Origin of the sequence: Synechococcus sp. R55.2 (assembly GCF_047462075.1) — a bacterium.
GTDB lineage: Bacteria > Cyanobacteriota > Cyanobacteriia > Thermostichales > Thermostichaceae > Thermostichus.
The window spans coordinates 1-14,638 of sequence record NZ_JANSIH010000340.1 but is presented as its reverse complement, the minus strand read 5'-3'; the positions used below and the strand labels follow the sequence as shown (position 1 = coordinate 14,638).

Annotated in this window: 14 protein-coding genes; 5 read left to right on the top strand and 9 right to left on the bottom strand. The window is 60.0% G+C overall.

The features are described from left to right. Positions 1-95 precede the first annotated feature (95 nt). Both NW838_RS10915 and NW838_RS10910 read left to right on the top strand, forming a co-directional pair. Positions 96-1,631 (top strand): site-2 protease family protein, encoded by a 1,536-nt coding sequence (locus NW838_RS10915; protein ID WP_414428036.1) that lies wholly within the window; start codon positions 96-98, stop codon positions 1,629-1,631. 44 nt (positions 1,632-1,675) lie between these two features. Then, complete coding sequence (locus NW838_RS10910) at positions 1,676-3,526, top strand: aspartate kinase (protein ID WP_414416316.1); 1,851 nt, start codon at positions 1,676-1,678, stop codon at positions 3,524-3,526. A gap of 6 nt (positions 3,527-3,532) precedes the next feature. Here NW838_RS10910 and psbA read toward each other — a convergent pair whose 3' ends face one another. Next, a complete protein-coding gene (psbA, locus tag NW838_RS10905) occupies positions 3,533-4,588 on the bottom strand; it encodes a photosystem II q(b) protein (RefSeq protein ID WP_414357732.1) in 1,056 nt (351 codons plus the stop codon). Positions 4,589-4,927: 339 nt separating this feature from the next. Next, positions 4,928-8,143 carry a carbamoyl-phosphate synthase large subunit gene (carB, locus tag NW838_RS10900; RefSeq protein WP_414357733.1) on the bottom strand — a complete coding sequence of 1,072 codons (3,216 nt, stop codon included), beginning with the start codon at positions 8,141-8,143 and terminating at the stop codon, positions 4,928-4,930. A gap of 279 nt (positions 8,144-8,422) precedes the next feature. Between carB and NW838_RS10895 the strand changes: the two genes are divergently transcribed. Next, on the top strand, positions 8,423-8,656 hold the full coding sequence (locus NW838_RS10895; RefSeq protein ID WP_071818136.1) for a FitA-like ribbon-helix-helix domain-containing protein: 234 nt from the start codon (positions 8,423-8,425) through the stop codon (positions 8,654-8,656). Beyond that, entirely contained in the window at positions 8,640-9,065 is a 426-nt protein-coding gene (locus NW838_RS10890) for a type II toxin-antitoxin system VapC family toxin (RefSeq protein ID WP_414357734.1), read from the top strand. Before NW838_RS10895 ends, NW838_RS10890 begins: the two co-directional genes overlap by 17 nt. Here NW838_RS10890 and NW838_RS10885 read toward each other — a convergent pair. Genes NW838_RS10885 through NW838_RS10855 form a run of 7 tightly spaced genes read right to left on the bottom strand, consistent with a single transcriptional unit; the run spans position 9,060 to position 13,032 of the window. After that, complete coding sequence (locus NW838_RS10885; protein WP_414357735.1) at positions 9,060-9,740, bottom strand: Na(+)/H(+) antiporter subunit B; 681 nt, start codon at positions 9,738-9,740, stop codon at positions 9,060-9,062. The genes NW838_RS10890 and NW838_RS10885 overlap by 6 nt on opposite strands. Further along, entirely contained in the window at positions 9,737-10,258 is a 522-nt protein-coding gene (locus tag NW838_RS10880) for a DUF4040 domain-containing protein (RefSeq protein ID WP_414357736.1), read from the bottom strand. The genes NW838_RS10885 and NW838_RS10880 overlap by 4 nt, the downstream gene beginning before the upstream one ends. 9 nt (positions 10,259-10,267) lie before the next feature. Next, positions 10,268-10,549, bottom strand: coding sequence for a monovalent cation/H(+) antiporter subunit G (locus NW838_RS10875; RefSeq protein ID WP_011431879.1), 282 nt, complete (start codon positions 10,547-10,549; stop codon positions 10,268-10,270). A gap of 19 nt (positions 10,550-10,568) precedes the next feature. Next, on the bottom strand, positions 10,569-10,820 hold the full coding sequence (locus tag NW838_RS10870; RefSeq protein ID WP_011431878.1) for a hypothetical protein: 252 nt from the start codon (positions 10,818-10,820) through the stop codon (positions 10,569-10,571). Beyond that, complete coding sequence (locus NW838_RS10865) at positions 10,817-11,221, bottom strand: cation:proton antiporter (RefSeq protein WP_414357737.1); 405 nt, start codon at positions 11,219-11,221, stop codon at positions 10,817-10,819. Before NW838_RS10865 ends, NW838_RS10870 begins: the two co-directional genes overlap by 4 nt. Then, complete coding sequence (locus NW838_RS10860; RefSeq protein ID WP_414428035.1) at positions 11,205-12,677, bottom strand: cation:proton antiporter; 1,473 nt, start codon at positions 12,675-12,677, stop codon at positions 11,205-11,207. Before NW838_RS10860 ends, NW838_RS10865 begins: the two co-directional genes overlap by 17 nt. After that, positions 12,670-13,032: a cation:proton antiporter subunit C gene (locus NW838_RS10855; RefSeq protein ID WP_414406349.1), complete on the bottom strand. Its 363-nt coding sequence runs from the start codon at positions 13,030-13,032 to the stop codon at positions 12,670-12,672. The genes NW838_RS10860 and NW838_RS10855 overlap by 8 nt, the downstream gene beginning before the upstream one ends. Before the next feature lie 332 nt (positions 13,033-13,364). Here NW838_RS10855 and glp point away from each other — a divergent pair, with 332 nt between their 5' ends. Beyond that, a complete protein-coding gene (gene glp, locus NW838_RS10850; protein ID WP_414428034.1) occupies positions 13,365-14,624 on the top strand; it encodes a gephyrin-like molybdotransferase Glp in 1,260 nt (419 codons plus the stop codon). Positions 14,625-14,638: the final 14 nt, after the last annotated feature.

The following is a 14,638-nucleotide window of genomic DNA, read 5'->3' as shown; positions in this document are numbered from 1 at the left end:
AGGGATCCCGGCTGCAAGCTGTAGCGAGGGGATTGGATTTGCCGCTAGCTTGGTAGAGGTGTTCTCCTCCGTTCCCTCGTTTATTTTTGCAACTCATGGCAGATTGGATCCTGTTGGCGCTGGTGGGTTCTGCAACCTACCTGCTGCTGCAAAAAAGTGTGGCCCGCCTTTCGAAGGTGCCGTGGCGGATCCTGTGGCTGGTGATGATGCTGCCCCCTTTGGTTTGGGTGCTGGGGCGTCAGGTGTTTCAGTACGAATTGCCTCCCTTGCTGATGTTGCTGCTGTTTCTCACCTCCTACTTTACCAGCATGACCTTGGTGAGACGAGGGGGCATTCGACCCCCAACCGTAGACCCTCGGCCCGAAGTGGAAAACGCATCCCCAGAAGCGGATCCCTCGCCGGCTGCAGAACCTGAGCCGGAGGAAGAGGAAGAAGACAGCGCCGCAGATCCGGTCTCGGTGGCTCTTGCCCACACCCCCATCTCCGAAGTGCCGCGGGAAAAGCTGAGCCACTGCTTCCCCTGGAACGTCTTTTATTTGCAAAATGTGGAGTACCGCCCCCAGGCGATCATCTGCCGGGGCAACTTGCGGGCGGATCCCAGTGAAGCCTATGAGCGGGTGCAGCAAAACGTGGAAACCACTTTCGGCAAACGCTTTTTGGTGGTGCTGCAGGAGGGGTTTGCCGGTAAGCCCTTTTTTGCCTTGGTGCCCAACCCGGCGGCGCGGCGCTCCCTGGCGGACAGTCGAGAGTTGCCGCTGCTGGCTTTGGGGCTGTTGCTATTCACCTTCTGGACGACCCTCAGTGCTGGGGCCCACGCGGCTGGGGTTAGCCCTGACCGGCTGCTGCATTTGCCCTCTCTGATGAAAGGGTTGCCCTATGCGGTCGGGATCCTTGCCATTTTGGGATCCCATGAGTGGACTCGTTACTGGGTGGCCCGCCGCCACCACATCAAAACCTCGCTGCCCTATTTCATCCCGGTGCCTTTTGTCCTAGGGACTTTTGGGGCGTTTATCCAGTTGAAAGAGCCGGTGCCCAACCGCAAGGTGTTGTTTGATATCGCCGTCGCCGGGCCGCTGGCAGGGAGCCTTGTTGCTTTGGGCATGCTGTTGCTGGGGCTGTTGTTTTCAGCGCCTGCAGATCCTCCCGCGGTGCCGGAGGGGCAGCCGACCCCGATTAGTTTTCATCGCATTGACCCGCGCCTATCGGTGCTGCTGGCAATTCTGGCCCGCATGGTGCTGGGGGATCAGTTGCAGCCGGGGCAGGTGATCGAGCTGCACCCGCTAGCCTTTGCCGGCTGGCTGGGCTTGGTGGTGATTGCCTTTAACCTCATGCCGGTGGGCCAACTGGATGGAGGGCACATTGTCCACGCAGTGTATGGACAGCAGATGGGAGCGAATGTGGGCCGGGTAGCCCGCTGGTTGGTGTTGCTGCTGGCTTTGACGGTGCAGCCTTGGCTGTTGCTCTGGGCGCTGCTGCTGTTTGTGATTTCCAGTGCTGACGAGCCGGCCCTCAACGATGTGACGGAACTGGACGAGGCCCGGGATCTGCTGGGGCTGGGGATGCTAACGCTGCTGGTGCTGATCCTGCTGCCGGTGCCGCCGTTTTTGCAAAATGGACTGGGCTTGGCCTAGATCCGGGGTAGGATCCAAACCGCCCCTGACCTCGTTCTCCTCTCATGCAACGCAGCTTAATTGTTCAAAAGTACGGCGGTACCTCTGTCGGCTCTGTGGAGCGTATCCAGGCCGTGGCTCAACGGGTGGCCCACACGGTGAAGGCAGGGCATCGGGTGGTGGTGGTGGTCTCGGCGATGGGGGATGAAACCGATCGCCTTGTGGGCTTGGGGGAGCAGATCTTGCAGGGATCCCCGACCACACCGGCCCAGTTGCGGGAATGGGATATGCTCCTTTCCACCGGTGAGCAGGTGAGCATTGCCCTGGTGGCCTTGGCGCTGCAACGCTTGGGGTGTCCTGCCCTTTCCCTGACGGCAGCCCAGGTGGGCATTGTCACCACTCGGGATCACAGCCGGGCACGCATTTTGCACATCCACACCGACCGCCTGTGGCAGCACCTGGAGCGGGAAGAGGTGGTGGTGGTGGCCGGGTTTCAGGGCATCACCAGCCTGGCGGAGCTGGAGATCACCACCCTGGGTCGGGGGGGATCCGACACCACGGCGGTGGCCTTGTCAGTGGCTTTGGGAGCAGAGCTGTGTGAGATCTACACCGATGTGCCGGGGATCTTCACCACGGATCCGCGTAAGGTGCCTGAGGCCAGGCTGTTGCCGGAGATCACCAGTGATGAAATGTTGGAGCTGGCCAGCTTGGGGGCCCAGGTGCTGCATCCCCGCTCGGTGGAAATTGCCCGCAACTACGGTGTGAAGCTGCGGGTGCGCTCCAGCTTGGAGCCGTTGCAGGCGGGATGCGAGGGCACTCTCATTCTTTCTCCTCCCCCCCGTCCTCGTGCTGCCGACAGCAGTATCGAGCTGGGCCTGGCGGTGGATACGGTGGAGCTGGATCGGGATCAGGCCAAGTTGGTGTTGGTGGGGGTGCCGGATCGCCCTGGCATTGCCGCCCAGCTCTTTCAGGGGATCGCGGCGGCAGGGGTGAATGTGGATTTGATTTTGCAGTCCCTCCAGTTCACAGCCGCTCACGCCAGCGGGACGGACTCCTTGCCGCAGGGATCCGTGCCCCAGCCCACCAATGACATTGCCTTCACGGTCAGCCGGTCGCAGGTGACCGAGGCTGCAGCCGTTGCCCGGCGGATTGGCCAAGAGCTGCAGTGTGCAGCGGTGATTGTGGATGAGGCGGTGGCCAAAGTCAGCATTGCCGGGGTGGGGATGATGGGCCGACCTGGGATCGCGGCGCAAATGTTCCAGGTGCTGGCCGAGGCCGGGATCAATTTGCAGATGATCTCCATGTCCGAGATCAAGGTGAGCTGTGTGGTGGCTGCGGAGCGGGCCGGTGATGCCGCCTTGGCTCTGGGAGAGTCGTTCCAGGTGATCCCCCACTTGCATCGGGCAAAGATGCCGGCTGCCCCTCAAGACAGCCACCCGGTACGCGGTGTTGCCTTGGATTTGAAGCAATCGCGGCTGGGCCTTCGCAAAGTGCCGGATCGTCCGGGAACTGCCGCCCATTTGTTCGGGCGCTTGGCGGCTGCCGGGATCATCGTGGACACCATCATCCAAAGCCAGCGGGGCTACCACAACGGGATCCCCAGTACCGACATTGCCTTTACCGTGCCTCAGGATCAAGCGATGGCTGCTGAGGCAGTCTGCCGGCAGGTGGCCGAAGAACTCCAGGCGGCAGGCGTTGACGCAGATCACGACATTGCCAAGGTCAGCATTGTCGGCGCCGAGATGGAAACCTACCCTGGCGTGGCTGCTCGCCTGTTTGCAGCCCTAGCCGAAGCCGGAATCAACATCGAGATGATCGCCACCTCGGAGATCAAGGTGAGCTGTGTAGTGCGCCGGGATCGAGGGATCCCGGCCTTGCAAGCTATTCACCGCGCTTTCCGGCTGGACTGCCCCTAGCCTGCCTTAGGGTTGAGCCGCCAGCAGCAAGGGAAAATGATGGGCGTTGGGGGCGTGCATCACCTGGATCCCCAGATTGGCGCGGTTGAGGAGATCGGCGTAGGTGGGGATGAAGCGGCCCTGGCTGTCCAGGATGGACTGGTTGAAGTTCAAGCCGTTCAAGTTAAAGGCCATTATGCCGATACCTATTGCCGCCGCCCAAATCCCCACTGTGGGCAGGGCCGCCATCCAGAAGTGGACGGAACGGCTGTTTCTCAGGCCCAGGCCGGGGAACCCCAGCCGCCCCAAGAACGCGTAGTGCCCGGCCAGGAAGTTGTAGGTGACTTCCTCCTGCCCGAAGCGGTAGCCGGCATTTTGTGACTCTTCTTCCGAGGTCTCGCGGATTAGGCTGGAGATCACCAGGGAGCCGTGCAGGGAGGCCAGCAGAGCGCCGCCAAAGACGCCGGCCACCCCCAGCCAGCTAGCAGGGTGCATGAGGATATTGTGCTCCGCCTGGAAAGCCAGCATGAAGTAGAAGGTGCCGGCGATCCCCAGGGGCAAGCCTTCCGAGAAACTGCCCTGGCCGATGGGGTAAACCAAGAGCACCGCCGTAGCCGCCGCCGCCGGAGCGGAAAACGCCACCGCAATCCAGGGACGCATGCCCAAGCGATAGCTCAGCTCCCATTGCCGGCCCAGATAGCACCACACCCCGATCAGGAAATGGAGCACGATCAGTTGGTAGGGGCCGCCGTTGTAGAGCCATTCATCCAAAGAAGCGGCTTCCCAAATGGGATAAAAGTGCAGGCCAATGGCCGCTGAGGTGGGCACCACCGCCGCCGAGATGAGATTGTTCCCCCCTATCAAAGAGCCGATCACCGGCTCGCGGATCCCATCCACATCCACCGGCGGAGCAGCAACAAAAGCGATTACAAAACAAAAGGCTGCTGCCAACAAGGTCGGGATCATCAACACGCCAAACCAGCCGATGTACAGCCGGTTTTCGGTGCTGGTTATCCATTGACAAAAGCCATTCCAACTCCAGAGCTGCCGTGCAGCCGAGGAGCGGCGAACTACAGTACTCATAGGCCAACTCCTAAAGAGACAAAACCATTCTTTGCTTTGTCGGCTTCCTTGAACGGGGCAAAACTCTTCCCGCGCCGACCGCCAAAAGCGTCTCCTTCTTTCAGGCTAGACAGTTTTAGGGACGCCGACAGGGATCCCTAACTTTCGCAACGGGAATGTGAAAAAAATGGATTTGTCGATACAAATCAGCACCGATATGTTGCAATTTGGAGGTCTTTGAGAGCTTCCCGGCGAAGGTCGGTCACTGGCAGTTGATGGCAGCCAAGCTTGAGCAGACGTTTCTTAAGGATAGGTTTAGGAAAGAGGTGCCGTCCGGGACCTGCTTTTTTTTCCAGAATCCTAGACAGAGAAAAAATCCTGCAAGCACTTCACCTGCAGGGATCCCGACTGCAAAGCACGGATGGCAGCCGCGGTGGCTTTGGCTCCTGCCAGGGTTGTCACCAGAGGGATCTTGTAGGCCAGGGCAGTGCGGCGGATCTTTTGGCCATCTTGCTGCGCCTCGACACCGGAAGGGGTGTTGATAATGAGCTGAATCTGGTGATTTTTGATGGCGTCGATGACGTGGGGCCGCCCCTCGTGCAGCTTGAGGACTTTATCCACCGGGATCCCGTGCTCGGCCAAAACCTTTTGGGTTCCTTCGGTGGCCAATAGGCGAAAGCCCAGCTCCACAAACTCGCGGGCTACCGGGATGACCGCCTGTTTATCCCGGTCGCTGACGCTGATGAACACCGTCCCCTGGAGAGGCAGATTCTGCCCCGCCGCCAGTTGGGCTTTGGCGTAAGCGCGGCCAAAGTCCGTGTCAATGCCCATCACCTCACCGGTGGAGCGCATCTCCGGCCCCAGCAGCGTGTCGGTGCCGGGAAACTTGTGGAAGGGCAAAACCGCTTCTTTGACGGCAATGTGGGAGGGGATCACCTCCTGGGTAAAGCCCAGCTCGGCTAGGGTTTTGCCGCTCATCACTTGAGCGGCGTAGTCTGCCAGCGGATGGCCGATGGCCTTGCTGACAAAGGGGACGGTGCGGGAGGCGCGCGGATTGGCCTCCAGGATATAGACTTGACCTTTTTGGACGGCGTATTGCACGTTGATCAGGCCCACCACCTTCAGAGCTTGGGCCAACTTCACCGTCCATTGGCGAATCACCTGCAGCACCTCGGGGCTGAGGGTGCGGCTGGGCAATACACAGGCCGAATCGCCCGAGTGGATCCCGGCCTGCTCGATGTGCTCCAGAATGCCGCCGATGGTAACAGCGCCGGTGCGGTCGGCAATGGCATCCACATCCACCTCCACCGCCTCTTCCAGGAACTGATCCACCAGCACCGGACGATCCGGATCCACCGCCACCGCCAGTTGCATGTAGCGCTGCAGGTCTTGGTCGGAATAGACGATCTCCATGGCTCGTCCCCCCAAGACGTAGCTGGGCCGCACCACCACCGGATAGCCGATGCGGCGGGCAATTTCCAAGCTTTCTTCCACGCTGCGGGCAATGCCGTTGGCCGGTTGGCGAATATCCAACTCCCGCAAGATGCGCTCGAAGCGCCCCCGATCCTCAGCAATGTCGATGGAGTCGGGGGAAGTTCCCCAGATGGGAGCCTGGGCTGCTGCCAGCCCCTGCGCCAGCTTGAGGGGAGTTTGACCGCCAAATTGCACGATCAGGCCGACCGGCTGCTCAGCATCCACCAAGTTCATCACCTCTTCATGGGTGAGCGGCTCAAAATAGAGGCGATCAGCGGTGTCGTAGTCGGTGGAAACGGTTTCCGGGTTGGAGTTGACCATGATCGCTTCGTAACCCAGGCGGCTGAGGGCAAAGGCAGCATGACAACAGCAGTAGTCGAATTCGATCCCCTGGCCGATGCGGTTGGGGCCACCTCCCAAGATCATCACCTTCTCTTTGCGGGCCGGGAAAATCTCCGACTCGCTCTCGTAGGTAGAGTACTGGTAGGGGGTAGCAGCCTCAAATTCGGCGGCGCAGGTATCTACAGTTTTGTAGGTGGGGATCACCCCCAGGCTTTTGCGGCAGGCCCGCACCTGATGTTCCGTGGATCCAGTGAGGTGGGCAATTTGTCGGTCGCTGAAGCCCATTTGCTTGAGGTGTCTCAAGTCGTCAGCGCTCAGGGATCCCAGCTCCCGCCCCTTGAGGGCTTGCTCCACCTCCACCAACTCCTGTAGCTTGTCGATAAACCAGGGATCGATGTGGGTGAGTTGGGCAATCTCCTGGGCAGAAAAGCCCATGAGCAGAGCGGTGCGGATGGTGAGCAGGCGGAAGGGGTTGGGGGTGCGCAGGTTGGCCCGCACTTCCTCCGGCTTGGGGAAAACCTCCGGCCTATCGCTGCCAAAACCGGGACGGTCGATTTCCAAAGAGCGCAGGGCCTTCTGGATGGATTCTTGAAAAGTGCGGCCAATGGCCATCGCCTCCCCCACCGATTTCATCTGGGTGGTGAGAACCGGCTCTGCGCCGGGGAATTTTTCAAAAGCAAAGCGAGGGATCTTGGTGACCACATAGTCGATGGTGGGCTCGAAGCTGGCCGGAGTTTTGCGGGTGATGTCGTTGGGGATCTCCGGCAGCGTGTAGCCCACTGCCAATTTGGCGGCAATTTTGGCGATGGGAAAGCCGGTGGCCTTGCTGGCCAAAGCAGAAGAGCGGGAGACCCGCGGGTTCATCTCGATCACCCGCACCTCGCCGTTGGCAGGGTTGACGGCAAATTGCACGTTGGATCCCCCGGTCTCTACGCCAATTTCGCGCATGATGGCGATGGCATAGTCCCGCAGCCGCTGGTATTCTTTGTCGGTGAGGGTTTGGGCTGGGGCCACGGTGATGGAGTCGCCGGTGTGCACCCCCATTGGGTCGATGTTTTCTATGGAGCAGATGATCACCACGTTATCCGCCAGATCCCGCATCACCTCCAGCTCAAACTCCTTCCAGCCGATGACCGATTCTTCCACCAAGATTTGGGAAACGGGGCTGGCCTCCAAGCCGGCAGCGCAGATCTCTTCAAACTCCTCCTGGTTGTAAGCCACCCCACCACCGGTGCCCCCCAGGGTATAGGCCGGGCGGATGATGAGGGGATAGCCGATCTCCTGGGCAATCTGCTTGGCTTCTTCCAGGGTGTGGGCCAGGCCAGAGCGGGGCACGGCCAAGCCAATCCGCTGCATGGCCTGCTTGAAGAGATCGCGGTCTTCGGCTTTTTCAATGGCCTCCCGCTTGGCCCCAATCAACTCTACCCCGTACTGATCCAGGATCCCTTGCTGGGCCAGTTGCACCGCCACGTTGAGGGCCGTCTGGCCGCCCATGGTGGGCAGCAAAGCATCAGGGCGCTCCCGCTCGATAATTTTGGCCACAAAGTCCGCCGTCACCGGCTCGATGTAGGTGCGCTCCGCCATGCTGGGATCCGTCATGATGGTGGCGGGGTTAGAGTTGACCAAAACGACCTCATAGCCCTCTTCCCGCAGGGCTTTGCAGGCTTGGGTGCCCGAGTAGTCGAATTCGCAGGCTTGGCCAATGACGATCGGCCCCGCTCCAATGAGCAAGATTTTGTGGATATCGGTGCGGCGCGGCATAGGGATCCCACCAGGTGGCAGAGTCAGCCTTCTATTGTAGAGGTCACCTGCAGGTCAAGTTGCTCATCGGGATCCCTCTTTTTTGGGTGTTGCGCTTTCAAAGGCTATGCACAGCAGGCAGAGCTTGGATCCCTGGCAGGCAGGAGTTCTCTGGGGCAACCCGCAAAAGGGCAGCTTCTTCATCAGTATCAATAGACGGGAAAACTTGAACTTTAGATGATATCAATGCTATCGTCGCAGCAAAGCCGCCCAGGGATCTGCCGATCGAGGAAACGCTCTATGGCCACGTTAATTGTTCGCAATGTTGACGAAGCCATTGTCAAAGCTCTCAAACAAAGGGCTAGTCGTCACGGCGTTAGTGCAGAGGCCGAACACCGCAAAATCCTAGAGCAAGTCTTACTCCAGCCTGCGAAACAGTCCTTTGCCGAAGTGCTCAGATCGATACCTAACGTTGGCAACGATTCAGACTTTGAGCGAGTGCAAGATAACACTGCCCATGACGTATTTGCTTGACACTAACGTCATCAGTGAGCTGAGCAAACACAGTCAAGCCAACTCCGGGGTTCAAGAATTTCTTCAAACTGCCATTGAGCAAGAGGCCCGCATCTACATCAGCGTGATCACGCTGGGCGAACTCCGCCGAGGCGTTGAACTCATGCGCCATCGCGGCGATCATCTGCAAGCCAACCTTCTGGAGAGGTGGCTGCAAACGGTTGTCGATGACTATGCCGATCACATTCTTGATTTCACAATTACCGAAGCCCAGGTATGGGGAAGCCTGTGCGTACCTCACTCTCAAAATGCGATTGACAAACAACTGGCTGCTACAGCCTTGGTTTACGGACTTACCCTGGTTACTCGCAATGTCCGTGATTTTGCCGGGACAGGGGTACCTCTCATTAACCCATTTAGACCCTCATAACAAGCCGCGGTAGCGAATAAAGATCAAAACTGCCGCCCAGGATCCCAGCGCCACTTTGATCGCCACCAGAATATTGAGAATCGGGATCCAGCCGCCGCTAAACAGATCCCCCAACTCCCCTCTAGGCAATTCCCAGCCGGCCAGAGCCATCACAGCCACCCCGATAAACGCCACCACCGACAGCTTCTCCCACATCGCAGCCCGCCACCGTTTGTAGATGGCCTCCATCCAGGTGGAAGAGGCGGTGATCGCCACCAAGCCAATGGCCGTCCCCCCCGCCACCCCGGCAGCAAAGCCTCCGCCCGGCGTCAGGTGCCCTCGAATGGCCAGCTCCACCGCGATCAAAGCCGAAATGGTGGCTCCCACTCGCGCCAACACAATCGAGGGAATATCGGTAAATTGAGCTACATTGGCCGTCGGCTGCTCATCCGCCAGCAGATATTGGGCGCCCAAAATTGCCGTGGAAAACACCACCACTTCAAAGACCGTATCGTAGAGGCGGTTGCGCAGAATGAGACCCGTCACCGTGTTGGGCACACCGCTTTCGCTGGCCAGAATCTCCACCGCCTCGACTAAGGCCACGCCCGCTGTGGGATTGGGGGACACGGATCCCACCTCGCCCACGATGAGCTGTAGGGCTGCCAGCAGCACCGCTATCCCGTACACCCACTTCATGTCGCCATCACCTCAGCGGCCAGAGCTTGCTGCGCCAAAATGGCCTGCAGGCGGGGTACGCGTGTAACCAGGCGATACTCTGCTGCTTCTCCACCGGGCTCAAGGGCAATGGTGTGTACCTCTCGGCTGCGAAGAGCAGCCACCAACGCCTCCGAACTCCCATAGGCGGCCAACTCCAAGCGCATGTGATACCGCTGTAGCCCTTGGCGCATCTGCTGTAACAACTGCCGTGCTGCTGAGGTACTGGCCTCCAGCACAGGGCTGCCTTCGAGAACGCCCAGGCGCATGCTCAGCGAAGAGCGCACCGCAATGGCGTAGAGGGTAATAGAAAGCATGGTGCCCACCAGTGCCTCGGTCAGGGCCACATCCGCCGCCCCAAACAGCGCATAGATCAGGGCGGCAATCGTCCCCAGGATCCCTCGCATCACCAGGGCGTGATAGGGATTGGTCTGGGTCACCACCAGGCTCGCCGTCAGGGGCAGGAGTAACGCCATCACCAGCAACAGGGTCTCTTCCATCCTGCCCTCCTATAGGGACTTGCGCTGCGAGCAAAACGCCAGCACATAGCCCAGAATGGTATTCCAAATAGCCAGGGAGATCAGTGCCAACACCAACAGGGGCCATTCCCGTGGGATCCGCAACAGCAGCCCCAGCATGATGCTCATCGAGCCCAGGGTGTCCGACACCGAAAGGCCGTGCAGCTTAAATAAAATCGAGCGATCCCCAAGGAGCGGCGCCGTTCCCCACAACCAAAACAGCACACCAATCCCAAACAACAGATAGCTCAGACCTTCCACCCAGACTTCCATACCTACCCCCAGGGCCTTTCTAAAGCATTTCCAGCCGTTTCAGTACATGAGCCAAGAGCATTAAGGCCGCATTGCCCACCGACAAAATCAAAACCCCCACAATCCCGATCATCCAATCATCCCGCACCACCGACACCACCAAAATCAGGATGGCCGTCTTTGTGGCCAAGCTGGCAAAGGCGAGCATCGTCTGCCAAATATCTTCCTTCAGCCAAGCGGCATACAGGGGCAAGCACAGCGTTAGGGTCAGGAGAAACAGCAGTAGGTTCACACGTCCTCCCGCGGCTTGAGCACATGGACTTCATAAGTGCCTTGGGCATTGCAATTGAGCACGATGGTTTTGGGCGTGAAGGTAATTAAAAAAATATCCAGAAACACCAGCCCCGCCGAACGGTTGGGCAGGGTTTGTTTGTAAACGACCTCCTCAACAGTGTGGGGTTTGAGGATCATCTCGAAGGCTTCCCAGTAGGCTCTTGGGATGGCGAGAAGAATTTCCTGGAGCACCCGCCCCCAATCCCGCCATTGCACCGGTGCAGAAGCCTGGCGCGGCAGCAGCAGTGTTGCCGCTACCCCAATGGCCACATTGTCCCAGCTCAGATTGCCCGTCAGCAAAAACCAAATCAAGAGCCGCAGGCCGATTTCCAATAGACCCAGCTTAGGGTAGCGCTCCATGACTGACCTCACCAAACAGAACCCAAACCAGCACCAACACCACGCTCAGGCCACCCACCACGGCCTCCAGCCCCTCGTTCACCGACCCTTTCTTCAAAGGGATCCGCTCCCAAAACCAGCCCAGCGGGATCCCAACGCCTAGGCTCAGCAGGGCTTTGAGAAGATTGTCAGCGCCAAAGGCCGCCGGCAGCCAGCCCCAGAGCAAGCCCCCACCCCAGAGCACCAGTGCCACTTTATCTTGCCAAGGAGTTGCAGAGGTGGTTGCCCCCTTCATTGGAGAAACAGGTGCCCGCAGCACTCGCACGCCTAAACAAGTGGTGCCGACGGTAACCCCCACCAGCAGCCACTCGTGCCAGGGATCCAGAGCAGACAAGCTGAGGGCCTTGGCCGCATACCCCAAACTGCCGGGTACCCCTGCCAGGGAAGCCGTCCCCAAGAGCAGCATCGGCCAACGCCAGGGATGGGTCACGCTTGTTCCAACAAACAGCAAGGGCTTTGCCAACCCATGGGCAAGACCGTACAAACCTGCCCATTGAGGGGCAGCAATCACAAATCCCATCTGCGATACCGAGCTCCAGGCGAGAAGGTGCTGGGGCGTGCTCGCCATCAGGGCCAGTAGGATCCCGAAAACGGCTGAACCAGCGCTCAAGTAGGGCAACCCCTGGGCCAAGACCGGCGAAGCCTCGCTGCAGCGCACCAAGGCCATGGCTCCTGCTTTGGTCGTAAAACCGCTGAGCACCGCCGCAACAACGGGATCCGCGGTAACGTAGGTGAGGGGCAGCCACAGGCCGGCAACGAAGATCGCCCCCTTGGCCAAAAGACCCACAGCAATCAGCGCCAAGGCCGTGGGGTCGGCCATAGCCAAACTGCTCATCGCCAGGGATCCCGTGCGCACATAGACCAGGATTGCGCCCATCAGGTAGAAGAGCATGGCCACATTGCTCATGAAAAGGTAGCGCAGCCCCACCCAGAGCTGGCGATCGCGGTGCGGAGCATTTTCTTCCACTGTGGGTTGGCCCTCAGCCCGCCGCCCATAGGTCAGCAGCAAAAACACGCCGATGCTGAGCACCTCCAGGGAAACGTAGACGCTGATCAGGTCGGCACTGATGATGACGGCGTTGGCGCTACCGTGCACGATCAGTAGCTGCATGGCCAGAAAGCGGCTGCCCGCAAAGCGTCTATCCAAATACAGGGCCACTCCTAGCGTGACCAGGCCGTGGGCCAAGAGCATCGCTGCTCCATTGGCATCGATCCGCAGCGTCACCCCGAAGTGATCCAAAAGCTGCAGCTCCAAGGGCGCAGCGGTTGTGCCGGGCAAGCCCCCCTGCTGCACCGCATAGGCCACCGTCAGCGCGGCCATCCCCACCAAGCTGGGACGGGTCAGGGCCGGCATCAAGTAGGTTGTGAAGGCCAGCAGAAAGGGCAATGCCACCCACACCAGCGTCAGCTCAGTCATCGGTAAAAGTGCTCTGCGCCCCTGACGCGACTGCCTGTTCGATGCTCTCGACTTCGAGGGTGGGATGATTGCGGGACAGCTTCATCACCCCCACCAACATCAAGGCTTGTACCGATAGGCCAATGACGATGGCCGTGAGGATGATCCCCTGAGGCACCGGGTCGGCATAGTCCAGCTCGCGCCAGGGTTTGTAGATGGGGGTGAACACACCGCTCCGGGCTGCCCAGATCACGAAGAAGGCGATGACCCCGGTGCTCATGACATCCATAGATAGGATCTTCATAATGAGGTTGCGCTTGACCACGACTCCCCAGAAGCCAAGGAAGATCGTGAGGATGACGGCGGCACTTAACATGGACACCTCGCTTGCTGCGCTCGAGCTATCTGGTCGCTCAGTCGTTCTAAGGCTACGCCCGCTACGCGACCAGTATCCAGCTTCCGCAGTCACAGCAGCCAGATAGCCTATGGCCGGTTGCAACGCTGCCGGGATCCCCATCTCCCCAACAAGGCCGGGATCCCGAAGTAGAAAGAGTTGCAGACTCCGAATGGGCAACTTGCTGCGACTTCTTGCCAGCTCTGGGGCTTGGTGGGATCCTGGTCATACACTTCTCATGCCAAGGTCGGAATTGATGGCCGCTGTCCGCAGTTTAAGTTGTTTTTAATGGCCTTGGCGGAACCGACTTCTGGATGCTGAAGAAAGGTGTTGGAGAAGGGGGTTTAAAAGCCGTGATGCTGCCGGTGGCGGAAGCAGAAGCCCTGATTTTGCAGGCGGCTCAGCCGCTGGGCCCAGAGTGGGTGGAGCTGGGATCCGCCCAAGGCCGCGTTCTCAGCCAAACTGTGTATAGCCCCCAGGATTTTCCGGCCCATCCCACCTCCAGTATGGATGGCTATGCCGTGCGCCATGAAGATGTGCAAGCGGGGATCCCTTGTGAGCTACAGGTGATCGAGACTCTCCCCGCCGGGAAGGCACCCACCCGAGATCTCCAGCCCGGACAAGCGGTGCGTCTCTACACCGGCTCTATCTTGCCCGGCGGTGCGGACACCGTGGTGATGCAGGAAGACACGCAGCAACCTTCGCCGGGAACCGTCCGCCTCTTGCAGCGTCCGCAGCGGGGCCAATTTGTCCGGCCTCAGGGAGACTTTGCCCGCCAGGGGGATCCCCTCCTGCCGGCAGGGCAGGCTTTGGGCGGAGCGGAGCTGGCCGTTTTGGCCGCCATCCGACAGGCGATGGTGCCGGTGTTTCGTCAGCCCCGGGTAGCCCTGTTCTCGACAGGGGATGAGTTGGTGCCCATCCAGCAGGTGCCGGAGCCGGGGCAGGTCGTGGATTCCAACCAGTACGGCCTGGCGGCTCTGGTCAAGGCAGCGGGTGGGATCCCGATCCAGTTGGGCATCGTGCCGGATCGGCCCCAGGTGTTGCGGCAGGTCGTCCAGCAGGCCCTGGCCTCCGCCGATGGGGTGATCTCTTCCGGAGGGGTATCGGTGGGGGATTTTGACCTGGTGGAAAAGGTGCTGGAGGAGTTGGGAGGCGAGATTTTCATCCGCAGCGTGGCCATCAAGCCGGGCAAACCCCTGACGGTGGCTCGTTTTCCCAATCCCCACGGCCCCCCCAAGCTCTACTTTGGCCTGCCGGGCAACCCTGCCTCTGCCCTGGTGACCTTCTGGCGCTTTTTGCACCCGGCCCTGCGAAAAATGGGCGGATCCCTGCCCCCCTACTGGCAGATCCTCTCCGCCTTCAGCCCGGTGGATCTGCATGCTGACGGTCAGCGGGAACACTACCTCTGGGGACGGCTGCAGGTCAGGCCTGAGGGGATCCAATTTCAGCCCGCCGCCAACCTCAATTCCGGCAATCTCATCAGTCTGGCCGGCTGCAATGCCTTGGCTGTGCTGCCAGTAGGGACAACCCAGATCCCTGCCGGTTCGCCCGTTCAGGTGCTGCAACTGCCCTGAAGATCCCTAGCCCT

Bases quoted from the DNA above. Each gene is read 5' to 3' on its own strand.
- NW838_RS10915 (WP_414428036.1), top strand. From the start codon at position 96: ATGGCAGATTGGATCCTGTTGGCGCTGGTGGGTTCTGCAACCTACCTG.
- NW838_RS10910 (WP_414416316.1), top strand. From the start codon at position 1,676: ATGCAACGCAGCTTAATTGTTCAAAAGTACGGCGGTACCTCTGTCGGC.
- psbA (WP_414357732.1), bottom strand. From the start codon at position 4,588: ATGAGTACTGTAGTTCGCCGCTCCTCGGCTGCACGGCAGCTCTGGAGT.
- carB (WP_414357733.1), bottom strand. From the start codon at position 8,143: ATGCCGCGCCGCACCGATATCCACAAAATCTTGCTCATTGGAGCGGGG.
- NW838_RS10895 (WP_071818136.1), top strand. From the start codon at position 8,423: ATGGCCACGTTAATTGTTCGCAATGTTGACGAAGCCATTGTCAAAGCT.
- NW838_RS10890 (WP_414357734.1), top strand. From the start codon at position 8,640: ATGACGTATTTGCTTGACACTAACGTCATCAGTGAGCTGAGCAAACAC.
- NW838_RS10885 (WP_414357735.1), bottom strand. From the start codon at position 9,740: ATGAAGTGGGTGTACGGGATAGCGGTGCTGCTGGCAGCCCTACAGCTC.
- NW838_RS10880 (WP_414357736.1), bottom strand. From the start codon at position 10,258: ATGGAAGAGACCCTGTTGCTGGTGATGGCGTTACTCCTGCCCCTGACG.
- NW838_RS10875 (WP_011431879.1), bottom strand. From the start codon at position 10,549: ATGGAAGTCTGGGTGGAAGGTCTGAGCTATCTGTTGTTTGGGATTGGT.
- NW838_RS10865 (WP_414357737.1), bottom strand. From the start codon at position 11,221: ATGGAGCGCTACCCTAAGCTGGGTCTATTGGAAATCGGCCTGCGGCTC.
- NW838_RS10860 (WP_414428035.1), bottom strand. From the start codon at position 12,677: ATGACTGAGCTGACGCTGGTGTGGGTGGCATTGCCCTTTCTGCTGGCC.
- NW838_RS10855 (WP_414406349.1), bottom strand. From the start codon at position 13,032: ATGTTAAGTGCCGCCGTCATCCTCACGATCTTCCTTGGCTTCTGGGGA.
- glp (WP_414428034.1), top strand. From the start codon at position 13,365: ATGCTGAAGAAAGGTGTTGGAGAAGGGGGTTTAAAAGCCGTGATGCTG.